This window comes from Kribbella qitaiheensis (genome assembly GCF_014217565.1).
Classification (GTDB): Bacteria; Actinomycetota; Actinomycetes; order Propionibacteriales; family Kribbellaceae; genus Kribbella; species Kribbella qitaiheensis_A.
This window is the reverse complement of record NZ_CP043661.1, coordinates 2659328-2675491: the sequence shown is the minus strand read 5'-3', so window position 1 is coordinate 2675491 and position 16164 is coordinate 2659328. Positions and strand designations below refer to the sequence as shown.

The window sequence follows — 16164 nt, the reverse complement described above, 5'->3', positions numbered from 1 at the left end:
TGCCCTTCGGCAGGTTTCACATCGCCCGCACCAATTTCCTCGTCGACATCTGCTTTCCTTTCTCCGGATGTTCACCACACCGGAGAACTTGCCAACTCTGCTCCCCTTTCCCGGCCCCTCCCTTCCCCCCTGTGGAAAACCGCTTGCGTCCGAACCCCTGTGGGGCTGGCCCCTCGCCTCTTCGGACGTAAGGCTCCTTTCCGGTGTCGAGATCCGCTTGCGTCCGAACAACTGTGGGGCCGGCCCCTCGCCTCTTCGGACGTAAGGGGTTGGGGGAGGATTGCAGGGTGAGCGAGATTGCACGGGTACTGAGCGAGCGTGGGGAGTTGGTGCTGCGGCGGCGTGCGGATGACGGCGCGCTGGAGCTGCGGGTCAACGGGGTGTTCGTGATGGACGATCGGGAGACGTCCAGCGAGGAACTGCTGGCCGCCGTGGCGTTGGCCGGAGAGCCTTCGCGGTTGCTGGTCGGTGGGTTGGGGCTCGGGTACACCGTGCGGACCCTGCTGGCCGACGACGGCGTACGCGAGGTCGTGGTCGCCGAGATCGAGGCGGACCTGGTGCGGTGGATGCGAGATGGGCTGCTGCCGTCGGTGCTCGACGATCCCCGGGTGTCGGTCTTCGTGGGCGACGTCCGCGATGCCGTCTCCGTTCAGGAGGCCGGGGCGCTCGACGGCATCCTGCTCGATGTGGACAACGGGCCGGACTTTCTGGTGTACGACGAGAACGCGGCGATCTACGAGTCGTCGTTCCTTGCCGTGTGCAAGGAGAAGCTCCGCGCGGACGGCGTACTGACTGTGTGGTCCTCGTCGGCCTCATCGCCGCTGGAGGCCGCCGTACAGGCCGTCTTCGGGCACTGTGAGGTCAAACCCGTGCCGGTGGATCTGCAGGGGCGTCCAGAGACGTACTACGTGTATCAGGCCAGCTCGTAGTCCAAGGTGACCCGCGGTCCCTGGTCATCGTGTTCGTAGAGGACTGTGCCGGTCAGGCCGGCCAGCCCACCCGTGGCCGCCACGATCTTGCCCGGTGAAGCGTCCTGGTCGGCGCTGGCGCCGTGGAGCATCACGAACTCGCCGTCCTTGCCGGCCAGCGTGCCGGTGAACCGCTCGAGCGCCGTGTACGCCGCTGGGCCGGCCTCGGTGCCGACCATCAGGAGCTCGGCCGCGCTGGTGCCGACCAGTTCGCCGCCGCTGAAGGTCTTGCCGACGCTGGCCCGGCCGAGGGTGAGATCACGGGCCTCGTCGTAGGTCGACTGGTCCCATTTGGTGATCTCGAAGGACTGGGTGAACTTCATCTGTACTCCCTCGTGCCGCTGTTCTTCGTGGCGTCGTATTCCTTGTGGCGTTGTCCACAGAGGTTCTATCAGTCGCTGCCGACAAGGCGGATCGACGTACTCTGCAGGTATGGGTGACAACGCGGAATTCAGGATCGAGCACGACACGATGGGCGAGGTCAAGGTGCCTCGCGACGCGTTGTGGCGGGCGCAGACCCAGCGTGCGGTGGAGAACTTCCCGATCTCCGGCCGGCCGCTGGCGCCGGCGCTCGTGCACGCGCTCGCGCAGATCAAGGCGTCGGCGGCGGTGGTGAACGCGGAGCTGGGGGTGGTGTCGGCCGAGCAGGCCGCGGCGATCGTCGCGGCGGCGGACCGGGTGGCGGCCGGCGAGTTCGATGCCGAGTTCCCGATCGACGTGTTCCAGACCGGTTCCGGTACGTCGACGAACATGAACGCGAACGAGGTGCTGGCGACACTGGCGACCCGCGAGCTCGGTGCCGAGGTGCACCCGAACGACCAGGTGAACGCGAGCCAGTCGAGCAACGACACCTTCCCGTCCGCGATCCATGTCGCGGCCACGGCGGGCGTCGTGCGCGATCTGCTGCCGGCGCTGGAGCACCTCGGGGAATCCCTGTCCCGTAAGGGATCCGAGTTCGCCGAGGTGGTGAAGTCCGGCCGTACGCACCTGATGGACGCGACGCCGGTGACGCTCGGCCAGGAGTTCAACGGCTACGCCACCCAGGTACGCCGCGGCGCCGAGCGGGTGCGGGCGACGCTGCCCCGGGTGTCCGAGCTGCCGCTGGGCGGGACGGCGGTCGGCACCGGGATCAACACGCCGCCGGGCTTCGCCGCGAAGGTGATCACCGAGCTGAACCAGCGGACCGGGCTGGAGCTGACCGAGGCCGAGGACCACTTCGAGGCACAGGGGGCCCGGGACGGCCTGGTCGAGCTGTCCGGGCAGCTGAAGACGATCGCGGTCAGCCTGACGAAGATCTGCAACGACCTGCGCTGGATGGGTTCCGGGCCGCGGGCCGGGCTCGGCGAGATCTCGCTGCCCGATCTGCAACCGGGCTCCAGCATCATGCCCGGCAAGGTGAATCCGGTGATCTGCGAGGCGACCCTGATGGTCGCGGCGCAGGTGATCGGCAACGACGCCGCCATCACGGTGGCCGGTGCCGGCGGCAACTTCGAGCTGAACGTGATGCTGCCGGTGATCGCGCGCAACCTGCTCGAGTCGATCCAGTTGCTGGCGAACTCGTCGCGGCTGCTGGCCGACAGGTGTGTCGACGGGATCACCGCCAACGTCGAGCACGCGCGGGCGCTCGCCGAGTCGTCGCCGTCGATCGTGACCCCGCTGAACCGCTACATCGGGTACGAGAACGCCGCGGCGGTGGCGAAGAGCGCGCTCAAGCAGGGCAAGACGATCCGCGAGGTCGTCATCGAGAACGGCCATGTCGAGAAGGGCGATCTGACCGAGGAGCAACTCGACGCCGCCCTCGACCTGCTCTCGATGACCCGGCCCGGCGCGTGACGGCCGCGGAGGCGCTGCCCGGCGTCGAGTACTACTGGGAGCCAGGCACCACGATCGAGTGGGTCTACGAAGGGGTGGGGCAGCACAGCGACCTGCCGAACGTCCGGCCGATGACGGTGGTGCAGGACGATGAGGAGGGGCTGGTCGCCTGGCTTGCGCCGGGGACGCCGCTGATCAAGCCGGTGCTGGTGGACGGTCGCGAACTGCGGCACGCGGGTCCGGTCGCGATGTTCACCGACGAGCGCGTGCTCAAACTCGACGTCTGGCGGGGGACCGGGATCCTGAAGGTGTCGCCGGCGGGCAAGCCGTGGTCCGTCTGGCATTTCTGGGCGGCGGACGAGACCTTCCTCGGGTGGTACGTGAACCTCGAGGCCGAGCATCGGCGCGACGCGGACGCACGCCGGACCATCTCGATGGACTACGTGCTCGACCTGTGGATCAATCCGGACCGGACGATCGAGTGGAAGGACGAGGACGAGCTCGAGGGTGCGGTGGCCGCCGGGCGGTTCACCGCCGCTGAGGCGGAGCGGATCATCGCCGACGCGCACGACGCAGTACGGGAGATCGATGCTTGGGCGTCACCGTTCGCCGACGGCTGGCAGGACTGGCGGCCGGATCCGCACCTGCGGCTGCCGGAGGCGCCGACCGGGTTCGCGGTCACCCACATCGCCGAGGAGCTGCTCGGCTGAGCCCTGATGGAAACGAGTCGGTCACGGGCGGAGCTTTCTGCCCGTAACGGACTTACCTTGAAAATATGAACACGATCGAACTGGACGACGAGGAGCTGCGCGTACTGCGGTCCGCTCTGCGGTCGTACCTTCAAGCATTCGGCCACAACGAAGCCGACCTTCTCCGAGCCGCCAAAGCACTGATGCGCAAGCTCCCCGACCCGGCCGTCACCGCCGCAGCCGGCTGAGCGCGGGCAGGCCGCGGCCGCCTGAGTGTGGGCAGGCCAGAGCCGCCTGAGTGTGGGTAGGCCAGAGCCGCCTGAGTGTGGTCAGGCCGGGCCGGCGCGCGCCGGACCTTCGGCTGCGGGGTTCGTCAGCTGCGGGGGCGGACGGTGAGCGGGACCGGCTTGCGGGTGTCGGTGAAGAAGTCGTTGCCCTTGTCATCGACCACGACGAAGGCGGGGAAGTCCTCGACCTCGATCTTCCAGACGGCTTCCATCCCGAGCTCGGCATACTCGATCACGTCGACGGACTTGATGCAGTCCTGCGCGAGCCGGGCCGCCGGACCCCCGATCGAGCCGAGGTAGAAGCCGCCGTGGTCCTTGCAGGCCTGCGTGACCTTGGCCGAACGGTTGCCCTTGGCAAGCATCACGAAGGATCCACCGGCCGCCTGGAACTGGTCGACGTACGCGTCCATCCGGCCGGCAGTGGTCGGACCGAACGAGCCCGACGCGTAGCCCGCGGGGGTCTTGGCCGGCCCGGCGTAGTACACCGCGTGGTCCTTCAGGTACTGCGGCATCGGCTCGCCGGCGTCGAGGCGCTCCTTGATTTTGGCGTGCGCGATGTCGCGCGCCACCACCAGCGGTCCGTTCAGCGACAGCCGCGTCTTCACCGGCAGCTTCGACAGCTCGGTGCGGATCTCGCTCATCGGCCGGTTCAGATCGATCCGGACGACGTCCGCCTCGTCGGCCAGGTGCTCGTCGGTCATGTCCGGCAGGAATCGTGCCGGGTCACGCTCGAGCTGCTCCAGGAACACGCCCTCGGCGGTGATCTTGGCCAGCGCCTGCCGATCGGCCGAGCAGGAGACCGCGATCGCGACCGGGCAGGACGCGCCGTGCCGCGGCAGCCGGATCACCCGGACGTCGTGGCAGAAGTACTTGCCGCCGAACTGCGCGCCGATCCCGAACTCCTGGGTCAGCTTGAAGACCTCTTCCTCCAGCTCCACGTCCCGGAAGCCGTGCCCCACCGGCGATCCCGTCGTCGGCAGCGCGTCGAGATAGTGCGCCGACGCGTACTTGGCCGTCTTCAGCGCGAACTCGGCCGACGTACCGCCGACCACGATCGCCAGGTGGTACGGGGGGCAGGCCGCGGTACCGAGCGAGCGGATCTTCTCGTCCAGGAACTTCATCATCCCGTCCGGGTTCAGCACCGCCTTCGTCTCCTGGAACAGGAACGACTTGTTGGCCGAGCCGCCGCCCTTCGCCATGAAGAGCAGCTTGTACGCCGGAATTGACGCCGGGCCGGGCCCTGATGGCGTGGCGTAGAGCTCGATCTGGGCCGGCAGGTTGGACCCGGTGTTCTTCTCGTCCCACATGGTCAGCGGCGCCATCTGGGAGTAGCGCAGGTTCAGCTTGGTGTACGCGTCGTACACGCCGCGGCTGATCCACTCCTCGTCGACCGCGCCGGTCAGGACGCCCTCGGACTTCTTGCCCATCACGATCGCCGTACCGGTGTCCTGACACATCGGCAGGATGCCGCCGGCGGAGATGTTCGCGTTCTTCAGCAGGTCGAGCGCGACGAAGCGGTCGTTCCCGGACGCCTCCGGGTCGTCGATGATCCGGCGCAGCTGGCTGAGGTGGGTCGGGCGGAGGTAGTGCGAGATGTCGTGCATCGCCTCGGCGGTGAGCATCTGCAGCACGGCGGGGTCGACCTGCAGGAAGCTGCGGCCGCCGGCGGTGAAGGTGCTCACTCCCTCGGTGGTGAGGAGCCGGTACTCCGTGTCGTCGGCCCCGAGCGGGAGCAGGTCGGAGTAGGTGAAATCGGCAGACACCGGGCGTACCTCCAGGCAAGTGGTCTGAGCTGTACCAGCCTAAGGCGACCGCCGCTCCTGACTCAGGTAAGGGTTACCTGGCTTGGGGCTTGGCAAGGTCGGGGAATGCGAGGTCAGGCAGCCGGGTCAGGATCAGCCGGGTCGGGAACGGCAGGGTGGTAGCCGGCCGGGACGGGGTCGGCCGGGTCAGGGTCGGCTAGGGGGTTTCTCCGGGGGACAACTCATCCCCGGATGGCCGGGCCCGCGCGTAAGGTTTTGACCGTGGCCCAGGAAGAGGTTCCCCAGCAGAACGACCCGCAGGACCCGTCGCGCCCGCAGGACCCGCCGCGGCCGCCTACCGGTGACGAGCTGGCACTGCGCAGACGGGTCTCGGATCTGGAGCGCGAGGACGTCGCCGAGAGGCTCCGGGACGCGGCCGGCGAGGGACGATTGACCTTCGCCGAGCTCGAGGAGCGCCTGGAGACGGTCTACGGCGCGAAGACGTACGGCCAATTGGTCCAGATCACGGCCGACCTGCCGAACGGCCTCGCAGTACCGAATGCCGGCACCGCCTCGCTGACGCCGCACTACTCGCCGAATGTTCCCGCGACGGCGCCGGTAATCACCGTGTTCCTGTCCGACCAGAAGCGGATGGGCGCCTGGCTCCCGCCGCAACGCCAGGAGGTCAACGCCGTCCTGGGCGACGTGACACTCGACTACACCGAGGCGCAGCTCCCGTACGACGAGATCTTCATCGAGGTGAAATCGATACTCGCCGACGTGAAGATCCGCGTCCCCCAGAACGCGATCGTCCACCTCGACAGCAACCCGATCCTTGGCTCGGTCGCCGAACAGTCCTCCACCTTCAGCGGCCCCACCGACGCCGACGCCGGTCCACCCAAGATCTTCCACATCCACGGCACCGCCATCCTCGGCGAAATCAAAATCAAACGAGGCCCCCGCCTAACCAAACGCCTCCGCCTGACCTGACCCACCCCGCCGCCGGGAGGCGGGTTGCTTACGTTGGGTCTACTCGCTCAGCGTGCAAGGTGCGGAGCCAGGTGGCTAGTTCGGGGAGGTTGCGGACGTTGTCCTGGGGGATGCCGAGGGCGGTGGACCGGTGACGGTCGACGGGCTGGACCTGGATGGTGCGGATGCCGGGGATGCCGGACGGTTCGTCGATGCGGGCGATCTTGTCCCACGTGACCAGTCCCGCGGCCTTCCGGCCGAGTCTGATCCCGGCCTGTTCGACCGTGATCACCGGCCGCCTGGTGATCAGCTGGAAGGCGGTCAGTACGACGACCGCGATGAATCCGGCGAGCGCGGTGATCCGTAGTACGCCGATAGCCCCAGCCACATCGCCCTGCCGGAGATGGTCGACGTTGCTCCACAGCGACAGGCCCATCAGCAGCACGATGACCGCGAGGCGGATCGCCAGCCGATCGCGACGTTGCGGAAACACGACGCGTCCGGCCGCCTCGAACTCGGCCGCCCATGCGTCCGCAGTACTCATCCCCACGCCGCCTTGTGCTCGGCAGCGGTCGGCGGATCCGCGCCGTGCCGCGTGCAGGTGATCGCGGCCGCCTTCACCGCGTAATCGACGACGTCGCGCAGGCTCTCCTCATTAAGACCTTCCAGCCGTACTGCGCCCAGCAGGTCGCGCGATTGCAGTCCGGCGATCAGCGCCGACATGAACGAGTCCCCAGCACCCACCGTGTCGACCACCTCGATCGCCGGCGCGGCAACCTCGACCCGCGCGGCCCGGCTGACGCCGATCGCGCCCTCGCCGCCCCGCGTGATCACCACGCACTTCGTCCGGTCGACACTCAGCAGCTCGGCAGCGATCTCGTCCGGCGACAACCCGGGCCGCAGGAACTCACAGTCCTCGTCACTGAGCTTCACCAGATCCGCAGTTGCCGCCAACTCCCGTACTGCGCCCCAGGTGCTCACCCGATCGGGCGTGATCGTCGGGCGCGCGTTCGGGTCCAGGGTCACCGTCACCGGCTCCGACGCCAGCGAGGAGAGGAACCGGCCGATCGCCTCGGCGCCCGGCTCGAGAACAGTCGCGATCGATCCGGTGTGCACGGCCGGGCAACCCCGCCTCAGCGACAGCGCCGGCGGGTCCCAGGTGATGTCGAACTCGTACGACGCGACGCCGGCCGCATCGAGCTTCGCGGTCGCCGTACTGGTCCGGAAGCTCGGGTCCACCGAACCCGGCGTCAGCTGGACCCCGTTGCCGAACAGGTGCGCGCCGAGCTGATCGCCGTACGGGTCGGTGCCGAACCGCGTCACGAGCTCGGTCGGCAGGCCGAGCCGGGCCAGGCCGACGGCGACGTTGGCGGGAGAGCCACCTGGGGTCGCCTTGCTGCCGTTCTTCCCGTTGCGGCCGTGAGCCGAGCCGCCGCCGTTGGCCGGACCGCCGCTGACGATGTCCACGAGAGCCTCGCCGATGACGAGGACGGGTGCCGTCATCGGGTGCGCTCGAAGTCGGTCGCGGAGTGTGCACGCGGTTCGACGACCTCGAGATGGGCGGGGGGCGTACTGGGGTCGCTCATGCCACGGATCGTAGCCAACGGCCGACCTCGTTGATCGGGCGAGTTCGGTGGCAGGAGACACTGGTGCCATGAGCCCGACGGATTCCGAGTCGACCCGCGCGCAGCCCGGTACCGAGGAGAACGTTTCCCCGGAGCAGGCCGAGCGCGCCCGGGTGCGCGCCGAAGCCGCGGCGTACCGGGCGAAGAGCAGTGCGGACCGGGCGAAGTCGCGGACGATGACCAACATGGTCTGGGCGATGCTGGCCTGCCTGATCGTGGTCGCGTTCCTGGCGATCGTCACCTGGCGGCCGAAGTCGGAGAAGGTCCGCGCGGTCGAGTACACGGCGCGGCTGCAGGATGCGAAGAAGCTGGCCCCGTGGGTGCTCGGGCCCGAGCGGATGCCGGCCGGCTGGACCGTGACCAGTGTCGAATTCCGCGCCCCGGAGCAAAGCCCGATGACCTGGCACCTGGGCATTGTCACCGACAAGAAGAAATATGTCGGGCTCGAGCAGTCGAATGTCACCGGCAAGAGCTTTCAGGCCGACGAACTCGGCAAGACCTCCGACGACGGTACGTCGACCGTGGCCGGCGTCGTCTGGCAGCGGAAGACCTTGCTGGACAGGCACGATGAACATGCGCTTGTTCTTATCGGTTCCGGCGCGACCACCATCGTGACCGGGAATGCCGGATATCCCGCACTGGAAACGTTTGCCGCCACAGTGCGCTGATTCACTGACGTTATGCACCGTTGACATAACGGGCGCCGCGTTGTTCGATCAATAGATCGGATTCGACGAAGGAGCCCGTCATGGTCACCCTCTGTTCCCTGCTCGGGGATTGAGGCGTCCATGTTCGTCACCGGGTTGCTGCTTGCTGCCGACGGGTCGCCGGGACTCGGCATCCCCAAGCAACTGCTTTCCTACCAAGGCGAAACGCTGCTCGGCGCCTCGCTGGATACCGCCCGCGACTGTGGATTCGATCAGTTGATCGTGACGCTGGGCGCCGCTTCCGAGCAGGTTCGCGAACGGGTCGACCTGGACGGTGCGCGGGTGGTGGAGTCCCCGCATGCCGACACCGGTAGTTCTTCGATCGTGCCCGCGCTGGACGTGGTCGACCGGCGTACGGACGGCCTGGTCGTGATGCTTGGTGACCAGCCCGGTGTGACGTCGGCCGCGGTCTGGTCGCTGGTCGCCGAGGTGGCCACGCCGGTCGGGGTCAGCCGCTACGACAACGGCCGTGGCCACCCGTGCTTCTTCACCCGGGAGATGTTCGGCGAGTTGCGCTCGCTGCGCCGCGACCAGGACATCTGGGACCTGATCGACGACGGGCCGCGGACGGTCACCGATGTCGATGCCGTAGGCAACGTTCCGCTCCGGGTGGAGAACTGGGGCGACTACCAGGCGCTCGTCTCGCAGTACGAGCCCGGTGGCGCGCCCGTCGCCCCACCCGCGATCCACACCACCCGGAGCCGCCTCCACCGCCGCCGACGCCGCCGCGAAGGCACCGGCCACTAACGCGGCGTTCCGCAGGCTCCGGCTTGCGCCGCGGCGTCGCCGCACGTTCTCATCGGCGCCCGCGCGTTAGGTGCTGCCGGCGATTCTGAGGCCGACCACGCCGGCGATGATCAGGCTGATGCAGGCGATTCTGGCGAGGGTGAGTGGTTCGCCGAAGAGGATCACGCCCAGGGTGACGACGCCGATCGAGCCGAGGCCGGTCCAGACGGCGTACGCAGTACCGACCGGCAGACGGTCGAGGGTGCGGGACAGCAGGACGACCGAGATCACACCGAAGACGAGCACGCCGGCCGTCGGCCAGAAACGGCTGAAGCCCTCGCTCGGTTTGAGGCTGAGCGCGAAGGCGATCTCGAAGACCGCCGCCGCGAGAAGTACGAGCCAGGCCATCAGGCGGCCAGCGAACCGCGTAACTGCCGCAGGGTGAGCTTCGCGACCCGCTCGCCGAGGTACGCGGCGGTGCGCAGGTCGGTCTCCGGCGGCGCCTTCTCGGCCGACAGGTCGGCGTCGGACTGGGCGGTCGCGCCGAGCCAACTGCCGAGCCGGTTCAGGTCCTCGATGCTCGCGGTCGACTCCGCCCAGCCCGGGTAGAGGTCGAGCCCGACCCAGATCATCCCGTGCTGGGCGGCGAATACGGCGAAGTCGACCAGGCTGTTGAGCTTGTCGCCGGCCATCGCCTTCGAGTTGGTGAACCCGGCCGCGATCTTGTCCCGCCAGCCGAGATCCGCGGCCCAGACCTTCACGCTGGCTTCCGCGAATGCTTTGAAGACCGCACTCGGGCTGCCCATGTAGGTCGGCGCGCCGAAGATGATCGCGTCCGCGGCGGCCAGTCGGTCCCACAGTTCGTCGGTCAGCTCGTCGAGCGCTACCAGGTCAGCGACAACCCCCGGTACTGCGGCCGCGCCCGCCGCGACGGCCTCGGCCTGTTTCGCGGTGTGGCCGTAGCCGGAGTGATAGGCGATCGCGATCCGGGCGGATTCGGTGCTCATGGTGTTTCCTCCAGAGTCTTTAGCGGACTACAGTCCGTCTTATGGGAGACAATACCGGACCGCAGTCCGTTTCACAATCAGGTCTGCCGCTGCTGGACGAGCCACGCCCGGAACGGGCTGACGCGCGCCGCAACCGGCTGAAGGTCCTGGAGGCGGCCGAACGGCTGTTCGCGGAGCAGGGCGTGAAGAACGTGTCGCTGGACGCGATCGCGGCGGCGGCTGGGGTCGGCAAGGGGACCGTGTTCCGGCGCTTCGGCGACCGCGCGGGACTGGCGGTCGCGCTGCTGGATGAGCGCGAGGTGGAGCTACAGGGCAAGATCCTGACGGGCCCACCGCCGCTGGGGCCGGGAGCTGACCCGGTCGACCGGGCGGTGGCGTTCCTCGACGCCTACCTGGCGCTACTCGACCGGCATGTCGAACTGTTCATCGACAGCGAGAACGCGTCGGACGGCGCCCGCTACCGGATCGGCTCGTACCGCTTGTGGCACCGCCACATCGCCATGCTCGTCGAGTCCGCCCGCCCGGACCTGGACGCCGACTACACGGCCCACTTCATCCTGGCCCCGCTCGCGGCCGACCTCCATCACGCCTTACGTACCGAGGGCTTCGACCTCACCAGAATGCAGGCAGCACTCCGCACCGCAGTCTCCGGACTCCTAGAGGTTCGAGTCTGAAGTTCCCGGATGTCGGCAATGCGAATTGCACTTTGCAGGCAAGGACAAGGTTCGCCCATCATCTCCGGATGGACGATACGCCGAACAGCCTCCCGGCCACCCTGCCCGCGTTACGCGCCAAGGCGCGCGACGCGGGCTTCATCATGTCCAGCGAGGACCGCACAGGAAGTCTCCTGGCAGCACTCGCCGCTACCCGGCCTGCGGGCCGGATCCTCGAACTCGGCACCGGAGTAGGCGAGGGCAGCGCCTGGCTTCTCAGCGGCATGGACCACGCCTCCTGCCTAACCACCGTGGAACTCGACCCCACCGTCCAAGGCATCGCCCAAGAGCAGTTGGGCGCCGACCCGCGGGTGACCTTCGTGTCCGCGGACGGCGGCACGTGGCTGGAGGATTTCGACGGCGCGCCCTTCGACCTCATCTTCGCGGACACCTGGCCGGGCAAGTTCACCCATCTCGACCGGGCCCTGGAACTTGTCGCACCCGGCGGGACCTACCTGATCGACGACCTCTTCCCCCAGCCCGGCTGGCCGGAGGGTCACGAGGCCTCCGTCGAACGCCTGCTGGCCGAACTGGACGAACGCGAGGACTTCCGATGCGTCCGCCTGGCATGGGCAAGCGGACTCCTGATGGCGGTGCGCGCAGCCTGACAACCAAGTCCCGCCCCACGACGGCACCACCGGTACGCCGAAAGGCGCGCCTCCTTCTTCACCGCTCCGTGCTGGTGGCCGGGCCGAGCCAGGTGGCGAGCGCGTCGGTCAGGCCGGTGTCGTCGGCGTCGTCGGTGACCCAGGCGACGTAGCCGTCCGGGCGGATGAGGACGGCGGCCGGCCAGCGGGTGATCGCCCTTGACGTCGTACCGGATGTCGAGGGCGGTGATCATCAGCCCGAGCCGCCGGCGTACGTCGTCGATGTCGAACAGTCCAGCGAAGGCCTCGCGCAGTGCCTCGCTGTGCGGGCCGGGGCCGGGACAGCGCCGTCTGCGCTCGGGTGTTGTGCAGCACGCGAGCAGCGACCGGATGACGTTCGGTGGCATAGCTGTCGAGTAGATCGTCGGAGGCCTCGCCGCGCAGGACGGTCGCGAGTTTCCAGCCGAGGTTGACGGCATCCTGGACGCCCATGTTCAGCCCCTGGCCACCAGCGGGGGCTGTGCATGCCGTAGTCGGGTGCCGGCGACCTCGACGAAGCATTCGCGGAAGGCCTCGAAATCCGGCTCGATGGACCGGTCGAGGACCCGATCATGGCGCTGCACCATCAACCGGTACCAGCCGGGCTGGAAGGACATCACCGAGAAGTCACCAGGTCCCCGGCGTTGGGAGAAGATGGTGCCCTACGGCGGATCGCCGAGCTCGACGTCGGCCAGCAGACCCGTCATGGTCGCGTCGGTGCCGGCGAAACCGATCCCGGCCAGCTTGCGTACGGCGCTCCGGCCGCCGTCGCAACCCACCAGGTACGCGCACCGGATCCGGTCGCCGCCCCCCGGGCCGCCGGTCTCCACCACGACGCCGGTGGCGTCCTGGTGGAGTCCGAACACCGGCGACTCCCAGCGCACCGGCGCTCCGAGCTCGGTGACGTATCTGTCGAGCTCGCGTTCGATCGCGGCCTGGACGATGCCCAGCGTGAAGGGGTAGTGGGTCGGGAGGTCGCTGAAGTCCAGGCGGAGGCTGACCAGCTGACACAGGTTGTCGACGGCGAGCGCTATCCGCTGTCGGCGCAGATGGTGGGCGACCTCTTCGCCGCGGATCCGGACGCGGAGTTCGACCACGGCCTGCGCGTCATCCTGGCCGGGATCCGCGCCACTACCGGCACCGGAACCTGACAGAGCTCCCAATACCCCCGAGGAGTTACTCGCGGCGGACCTGGAGGAGCACCGCACCGAGGAGTATCACCGCACCGATGATGCTGAGAAGCGTCAGGTGCTCGTGGAACGCGAGTACGCCGATAAGGGTGGCCAGGAGTGGCTCGATCAGGGCGATGACGGCGGCGGTGGACGCGCGGATCGCCCTGAGTCCGGTGTAGAACAACGCGTAAGCAAGCGCGGTCGGTACGAGACCGAAGTACGCGAGCAAAGGCCAGCTGCCCAGTGCCGGGGTGATTCCTTCTGTCATTGCCAACGGCAACAGGATGAGTGCGCCGGTGGTGAAGCCGAGCAGTGCGCTGGTGACGGGGTCCTGCTGGTCGCGATTGAGCAGGGTGGTGACCGCGTAGCCGGCCCCTGAGAGGAGCGAGAAGGCGACGCCCGCGATCGATGCACCGCCCGTGCCGCCGCCGCCGGAGATGAGAAGTGCCAGCCCGAGTACCGCTAGCAGCAACGTGCCGGTGATGCGCTCGCGAGCACCCAGAGCAATGAACAGCGGGCCGACGCCGAGCGAGATGACGGTCGCGACAGCGACGCCGACCCGGGGGATCGCGGCGAAGTACCCGAGTTGGCAGACGGCCAGGCCCAAACCGCTCAGGAGGTAGCGCATCGGGGCGGCGGCGAATTGGTGGACGATCGGGCCTCGCCGGAGCAAGCGGCAAGCCGCAGCCAGCCAAACGGCACCACCGAGCAGGCGCCAGAAGGAGATCGCTGTCGAGTTCAGGCCACTGTCCTGGAAGAGCAGGGCGCCGGTGGGGCCGCCAGTGCCCCACGCGGTTCCGGCCAGGGCCACGTACAGGAGACCGCGCGCCGACGACGGCGCGACACGGTGATGCATCAGACACTCCAGGGTGTTCGCAGGAGGGGATCGGGGCGTCTGCGAACAGCCCAAGGAAGCCCAGGTCAGAACCCTGGGCGCGCTGAGGTCGGCCGTCCGCTAAGCGGCGGTGGGGGGAGTGATGATCCGATGCACGGCCGCGACGCTAGCAACTCGGCTATCCGGCTGACGAACCATTTTCGGTGACCCGGTGACCCGGTGACCCGGTGACCCGGTGACCCGGTGACCCGGTACCAGGCCCGCAAGTCGAGGGCCAGGCCAACTCGGGCAGGTCGTCGAGGCTGGAGGCGGTGCGCGCCGGTGTTTCGGCGAAGCCGTAGCGCTGGTAGAAGGCGCGGGCCCGTCCGTTGGCCTCGAGAACCCAGAGCCAGACCTCGGCGCAACCTCTGTCGCGGAGATCTCCGATCGCCGCGTCGGTCAGCAAGCGGGCTGCGTTGGTGCCCCAGGAATCCGGGTGGACGAACAGCGCGTCAGCTCGCCCGCCTCGCTCGGTCCTTCTCTCGCCGGCCCCACGCCTGCGTAGCCGACGATCCGGTCGCCTGCCGCCACGACGTACAGGCGGGAACGCCCCGCGGTGATGCTGTCCTGCCAGCCGGCAGCGATCTTTGCCGGGTCCATCCCGTCGAGAAACTCCTGCGGCACCAGTCCGGTGAACGCCCCGCGCCAACTGGCAACCCGAACCACCGCCGCGTCGTACAGGTCCGCGGCTCGTGCGGCGCGGACGCTCAGCATGGTGGTGAGGTCAGCTGGGCTCCTTGTCTGTGTGGGCGGCTTGGGCTTCGGCGAGGCGTTTGCGGGCGCCGTCGAGCCATTGCTGGCAGGTGGCGGCCAGTTCTTCGCCGCGCTCCCAGAGGGCGAGCGACTCCTCCAGGGTGGTACCGCCGGCTTCGAGTTTGCGGACCACCTCGACGAGCTCCTCGCGGGCCTGCTCGTAGGAAATCTCGGGTCGATCGGCGGTCACTTGCTCTCCTTGGGGCTTGCTGTTTCTTGCCATCTCACTGCACCTCCACGTCGAACCGGCCGTCGCTGACCCGCGCGTTCAGCACGTCGCCGCTCGACACCTGCCCGACCTCGCGTACTGCGGTCCCATCGGCGAGCTGAAGCACCGAATATCCGCGCTCAAGAGTCGCCTTGGGAGACAGAGCCCGCACGCTCGCCAGCCGATGCGCCAGGTCGTCGCCGGCCCGGTCGAGCCGATGCGTCAGGGTCCGCCGGCTGCGATCGACCAACGCGGCGATCTCATCCGAACGGCGTTGCAGATCGGTCGTCGGAGCGGCCAGTGACGGCCGGCTCCGGATCGCGGCGAGCGCGTGGGTTTCGCGGTCGAGCCAACCGGTGATCGCGCGCAGCCCACGCTCCCGGAGCAGCCGTACGCCGTCGAGCTCCTCGCGTACGTCGGGGACGATCCGCTTCGCCGCGTCGGTCGGAGTGGACGCGCGGAGATCGGCGACCAGGTCGAGCAGCGGCGAATCCGGCTCGTGCCCGATCGCGCTGACCACCGGCGTACGGGCTTGGGAGACCGCACGGATCAGGCCCTCGTCGGAGAACGGCAGCAGGTCTTCGAGCGAGCCCCCACCGCGCGCGATCACGATCACCTCGACGGATTCGTCCGCGTCCAGGCGGCGCAGCGCGGTCATCACCTCGCAGGCCGCGGCCGGGCCCTGGACCGAGGCGTACTCGACCCGGAAGGCGACTGCGGGCCAGCGACGCTTCGCGTTCTCCAGGACGTCGCGCTCGGCGGCTGAATCGCGACCGCAGATCAGGCCGATCGTGTGCGGCAGGAACGGCAACCGTTTCTTTCGGTGCGCGGCGAAGAGCCCTTCGGCGGCGAGTAGTTGCTTCAGGCGCTCGATCCGGGCGAGCAGTTCGCCGATGCCGACGTGGCGGATCTCGCTGACCGCGAGGGCAAGCGTGCCGCGGCGAGCGAAGAAGTTCGGTTTGGCGTTCACCACCACGCGCGAGCCGTCGGTGACGGGCGGGTCGACCGCCTCGAAGACGCGACGGTTGCAGGTGAAGCGCAGCGAGATGTCGGCGTCGGTGTCGCGCAGGGTGCCGAACACGGTCGTCGTGCCGCGGCCGATCGAGACGTCCGTCAGTTGCCCCTCGACCCAGACCGCGCCGAGCTGGTTGATCCAGCTGGCAATGCCGTTCGCAATCGTGCGAACGGCCGCAGGCGCATCCGGTGAAGTCTCCAAAGCCACGCCGAGACTCTACGGTGCCCCGCCGACAGTGTTGCGAAGGCCTGTGGACAACGCGCCGCCGGAC

Annotated in this window: 23 protein-coding genes and 1 pseudogene; 9 read left to right on the top strand and 15 right to left on the bottom strand. The window is 68.5% G+C overall.

The annotated features are described in order from the left end of the window. Window positions 1-287: 287 nt before the first annotated feature. Window positions 288-929: a hypothetical protein gene (locus tag F1D05_RS12290; RefSeq protein WP_185447736.1), complete on the top strand. Its 642-nt coding sequence runs from the start codon at window positions 288-290 to the stop codon at window positions 927-929. Here the strand turns inward: F1D05_RS12290 and F1D05_RS12285 are convergent. After that, window positions 914-1291 (bottom strand): DUF3224 domain-containing protein, encoded by a 378-nt coding sequence (locus F1D05_RS12285; protein ID WP_185447734.1) that lies wholly within the window; start codon window positions 1289-1291, stop codon window positions 914-916. The two genes, F1D05_RS12290 and F1D05_RS12285, sit on opposite strands and share 16 nt — an antisense overlap. A 109-nt stretch (window positions 1292-1400) precedes the next feature. Between F1D05_RS12285 and F1D05_RS12280 the strand changes: the two genes are divergently transcribed. From F1D05_RS12280 to F1D05_RS12270, 3 genes are all read left to right on the top strand, one after another. Continuing rightward, window positions 1401-2801, top strand: a complete 1401-nt coding sequence (locus F1D05_RS12280; RefSeq protein WP_185447732.1) for a class II fumarate hydratase — start codon at window positions 1401-1403, stop codon at window positions 2799-2801. Then, the gene (locus F1D05_RS12275; RefSeq protein WP_185447730.1) at window positions 2798-3490 is read left to right on the top strand and encodes a DUF402 domain-containing protein; all 693 of its coding nucleotides are present in this window, start codon (window positions 2798-2800) and stop codon (window positions 3488-3490) included. The genes F1D05_RS12280 and F1D05_RS12275 overlap by 4 nt, the downstream gene beginning before the upstream one ends. A gap of 65 nt (window positions 3491-3555) precedes the next feature. Next, on the top strand, window positions 3556-3717 hold the full coding sequence (locus F1D05_RS12270; RefSeq protein WP_185447728.1) for a hypothetical protein: 162 nt from the start codon (window positions 3556-3558) through the stop codon (window positions 3715-3717). Window positions 3718-3842: 125 nt separating this feature from the next. On the opposite strand, the gene F1D05_RS12265 is transcribed toward F1D05_RS12270, so the two are convergent. Next, window positions 3843-5519, bottom strand: coding sequence for a fumarate hydratase (locus F1D05_RS12265; protein WP_185447726.1), 1677 nt, complete (start codon window positions 5517-5519; stop codon window positions 3843-3845). Between the two features lie 261 nt (window positions 5520-5780). On the opposite strand from F1D05_RS12265, the gene F1D05_RS12260 reads away from it, so the two are divergent. Continuing rightward, on the top strand, window positions 5781-6488 hold the full coding sequence (locus F1D05_RS12260) for a DUF1707 SHOCT-like domain-containing protein (RefSeq protein ID WP_246486626.1): 708 nt from the start codon (window positions 5781-5783) through the stop codon (window positions 6486-6488). A 28-nt stretch (window positions 6489-6516) separates the two neighbouring features. On the opposite strand, the gene F1D05_RS12255 is transcribed toward F1D05_RS12260, so the two are convergent. Further along, window positions 6517-7011, bottom strand: a complete 495-nt coding sequence (locus tag F1D05_RS12255) for a hypothetical protein (RefSeq protein WP_185447722.1) — start codon at window positions 7009-7011, stop codon at window positions 6517-6519. After that, window positions 7008-7970: a carbohydrate kinase family protein gene (locus F1D05_RS12250; RefSeq protein ID WP_185447720.1), complete on the bottom strand. Its 963-nt coding sequence runs from the start codon at window positions 7968-7970 to the stop codon at window positions 7008-7010. Before F1D05_RS12250 ends, F1D05_RS12255 begins: the two co-directional genes overlap by 4 nt. A 151-nt stretch (window positions 7971-8121) precedes the next feature. On the opposite strand from F1D05_RS12250, the gene F1D05_RS12245 reads away from it, so the two are divergent. Continuing rightward, entirely contained in the window at window positions 8122-8760 is a 639-nt protein-coding gene (locus F1D05_RS12245; RefSeq protein ID WP_185447719.1) for a DUF4245 domain-containing protein, read from the top strand. A gap of 120 nt (window positions 8761-8880) precedes the next feature. Next, window positions 8881-9546, top strand: coding sequence for a nucleotidyltransferase family protein (locus F1D05_RS12240; RefSeq protein WP_185447717.1), 666 nt, complete (start codon window positions 8881-8883; stop codon window positions 9544-9546). A gap of 66 nt (window positions 9547-9612) precedes the next feature. Here the strand turns inward: F1D05_RS12240 and F1D05_RS12235 are convergent, their stop codons facing one another. Continuing rightward, a complete protein-coding gene (locus F1D05_RS12235; RefSeq protein WP_185447715.1) occupies window positions 9613-9933 on the bottom strand; it encodes a DMT family transporter in 321 nt (106 codons plus the stop codon). Further along, entirely contained in the window at window positions 9933-10532 is a 600-nt protein-coding gene (locus tag F1D05_RS12230) for a flavodoxin family protein (RefSeq protein WP_185447713.1), read from the bottom strand. Before F1D05_RS12230 ends, F1D05_RS12235 begins: the two co-directional genes overlap by 1 nt. A gap of 41 nt (window positions 10533-10573) precedes the next feature. On the opposite strand from F1D05_RS12230, the gene F1D05_RS12225 reads away from it, so the two are divergent. Beyond that, window positions 10574-11206: a TetR/AcrR family transcriptional regulator gene (locus tag F1D05_RS12225; protein ID WP_185447711.1), complete on the top strand. Its 633-nt coding sequence runs from the start codon at window positions 10574-10576 to the stop codon at window positions 11204-11206. A gap of 68 nt (window positions 11207-11274) precedes the next feature. Beyond that, window positions 11275-11853, top strand: coding sequence for an O-methyltransferase (locus F1D05_RS12220; protein WP_185447709.1), 579 nt, complete (start codon window positions 11275-11277; stop codon window positions 11851-11853). A 58-nt stretch (window positions 11854-11911) separates the two neighbouring features. Here F1D05_RS12220 and F1D05_RS42950 read toward each other — a convergent pair whose 3' ends face one another. From F1D05_RS42950 to xseA, 9 genes and pseudogenes are all read right to left on the bottom strand, one after another. Next, entirely contained in the window at window positions 11912-12046 is a 135-nt protein-coding gene (locus tag F1D05_RS42950; RefSeq protein WP_428995027.1) for a hypothetical protein, read from the bottom strand. Between the two features lie 209 nt (window positions 12047-12255). Continuing rightward, a pseudogene (locus tag F1D05_RS42945) lies at window positions 12256-12324 on the bottom strand (FAD-dependent monooxygenase); the annotation flags it as partial. A gap of 2 nt (window positions 12325-12326) precedes the next feature. After that, a complete protein-coding gene (locus F1D05_RS12210) occupies window positions 12327-12488 on the bottom strand; it encodes a hypothetical protein (RefSeq protein WP_185449874.1) in 162 nt (53 codons plus the stop codon). Between the two features lie 45 nt (window positions 12489-12533). Then, window positions 12534-12968, bottom strand: a complete 435-nt coding sequence (locus tag F1D05_RS12205) for an FAD-dependent monooxygenase (protein ID WP_185447707.1) — start codon at window positions 12966-12968, stop codon at window positions 12534-12536. A 79-nt stretch (window positions 12969-13047) separates the two neighbouring features. Then, a complete protein-coding gene (locus F1D05_RS12200; protein ID WP_185447704.1) occupies window positions 13048-13899 on the bottom strand; it encodes a DMT family transporter in 852 nt (283 codons plus the stop codon). A 157-nt stretch (window positions 13900-14056) separates the two neighbouring features. After that, complete coding sequence (locus tag F1D05_RS42940; RefSeq protein ID WP_428995026.1) at window positions 14057-14365, bottom strand: GNAT family N-acetyltransferase; 309 nt, start codon at window positions 14363-14365, stop codon at window positions 14057-14059. Continuing rightward, window positions 14317-14631 carry a hypothetical protein gene (locus tag F1D05_RS40085; RefSeq protein ID WP_246486624.1) on the bottom strand — a complete coding sequence of 105 codons (315 nt, stop codon included), beginning with the start codon at window positions 14629-14631 and terminating at the stop codon, window positions 14317-14319. The genes F1D05_RS42940 and F1D05_RS40085 overlap by 49 nt, the downstream gene beginning before the upstream one ends. 10 nt (window positions 14632-14641) lie before the next feature. Then, a complete protein-coding gene (locus tag F1D05_RS12190) occupies window positions 14642-14893 on the bottom strand; it encodes an exodeoxyribonuclease VII small subunit (protein ID WP_185447701.1) in 252 nt (83 codons plus the stop codon). 1 nt (window position 14894) lies between these two features. Continuing rightward, window positions 14895-16100: an exodeoxyribonuclease VII large subunit gene (xseA, locus tag F1D05_RS12185; RefSeq protein WP_185447699.1), complete on the bottom strand. Its 1206-nt coding sequence runs from the start codon at window positions 16098-16100 to the stop codon at window positions 14895-14897. Between the last annotated feature and the right edge of the window lie 64 nt (window positions 16101-16164).

Coding starts and splice junctions, on each gene's coding strand:
- F1D05_RS12270 (WP_185447728.1), top strand. CDS start 3,556: ATGAACACGATCGAACTGGACGACGAGGAGCTGCGCGTACTGCGGTCC.
- F1D05_RS40085 (WP_246486624.1), bottom strand. CDS start 14,631: ATGCTGAGCGTCCGCGCCGCACGAGCCGCGGACCTGTACGACGCGGCG.
- F1D05_RS12250 (WP_185447720.1), bottom strand. CDS start 7,970: ATGACGGCACCCGTCCTCGTCATCGGCGAGGCTCTCGTGGACATCGTC.
- F1D05_RS12285 (WP_185447734.1), bottom strand. CDS start 1,291: ATGAAGTTCACCCAGTCCTTCGAGATCACCAAATGGGACCAGTCGACC.
- F1D05_RS12225 (WP_185447711.1), top strand. CDS start 10,574: ATGGGAGACAATACCGGACCGCAGTCCGTTTCACAATCAGGTCTGCCG.
- F1D05_RS12200 (WP_185447704.1), bottom strand. CDS start 13,899: ATGCATCACCGTGTCGCGCCGTCGTCGGCGCGCGGTCTCCTGTACGTG.
- F1D05_RS12190 (WP_185447701.1), bottom strand. CDS start 14,893: ATGGCAAGAAACAGCAAGCCCCAAGGAGAGCAAGTGACCGCCGATCGA.
- F1D05_RS12220 (WP_185447709.1), top strand. CDS start 11,275: ATGGACGATACGCCGAACAGCCTCCCGGCCACCCTGCCCGCGTTACGC.
- F1D05_RS12235 (WP_185447715.1), bottom strand. CDS start 9,933: ATGGCCTGGCTCGTACTTCTCGCGGCGGCGGTCTTCGAGATCGCCTTC.
- F1D05_RS12245 (WP_185447719.1), top strand. CDS start 8,122: ATGAGCCCGACGGATTCCGAGTCGACCCGCGCGCAGCCCGGTACCGAG.
- F1D05_RS12240 (WP_185447717.1), top strand. CDS start 8,881: ATGTTCGTCACCGGGTTGCTGCTTGCTGCCGACGGGTCGCCGGGACTC.
- F1D05_RS12210 (WP_185449874.1), bottom strand. CDS start 12,488: ATGTCCTTCCAGCCCGGCTGGTACCGGTTGATGGTGCAGCGCCATGAT.
- F1D05_RS12230 (WP_185447713.1), bottom strand. CDS start 10,532: ATGAGCACCGAATCCGCCCGGATCGCGATCGCCTATCACTCCGGCTAC.
- F1D05_RS12280 (WP_185447732.1), top strand. CDS start 1,401: ATGGGTGACAACGCGGAATTCAGGATCGAGCACGACACGATGGGCGAG.
- F1D05_RS12255 (WP_185447722.1), bottom strand. CDS start 7,011: ATGAGTACTGCGGACGCATGGGCGGCCGAGTTCGAGGCGGCCGGACGC.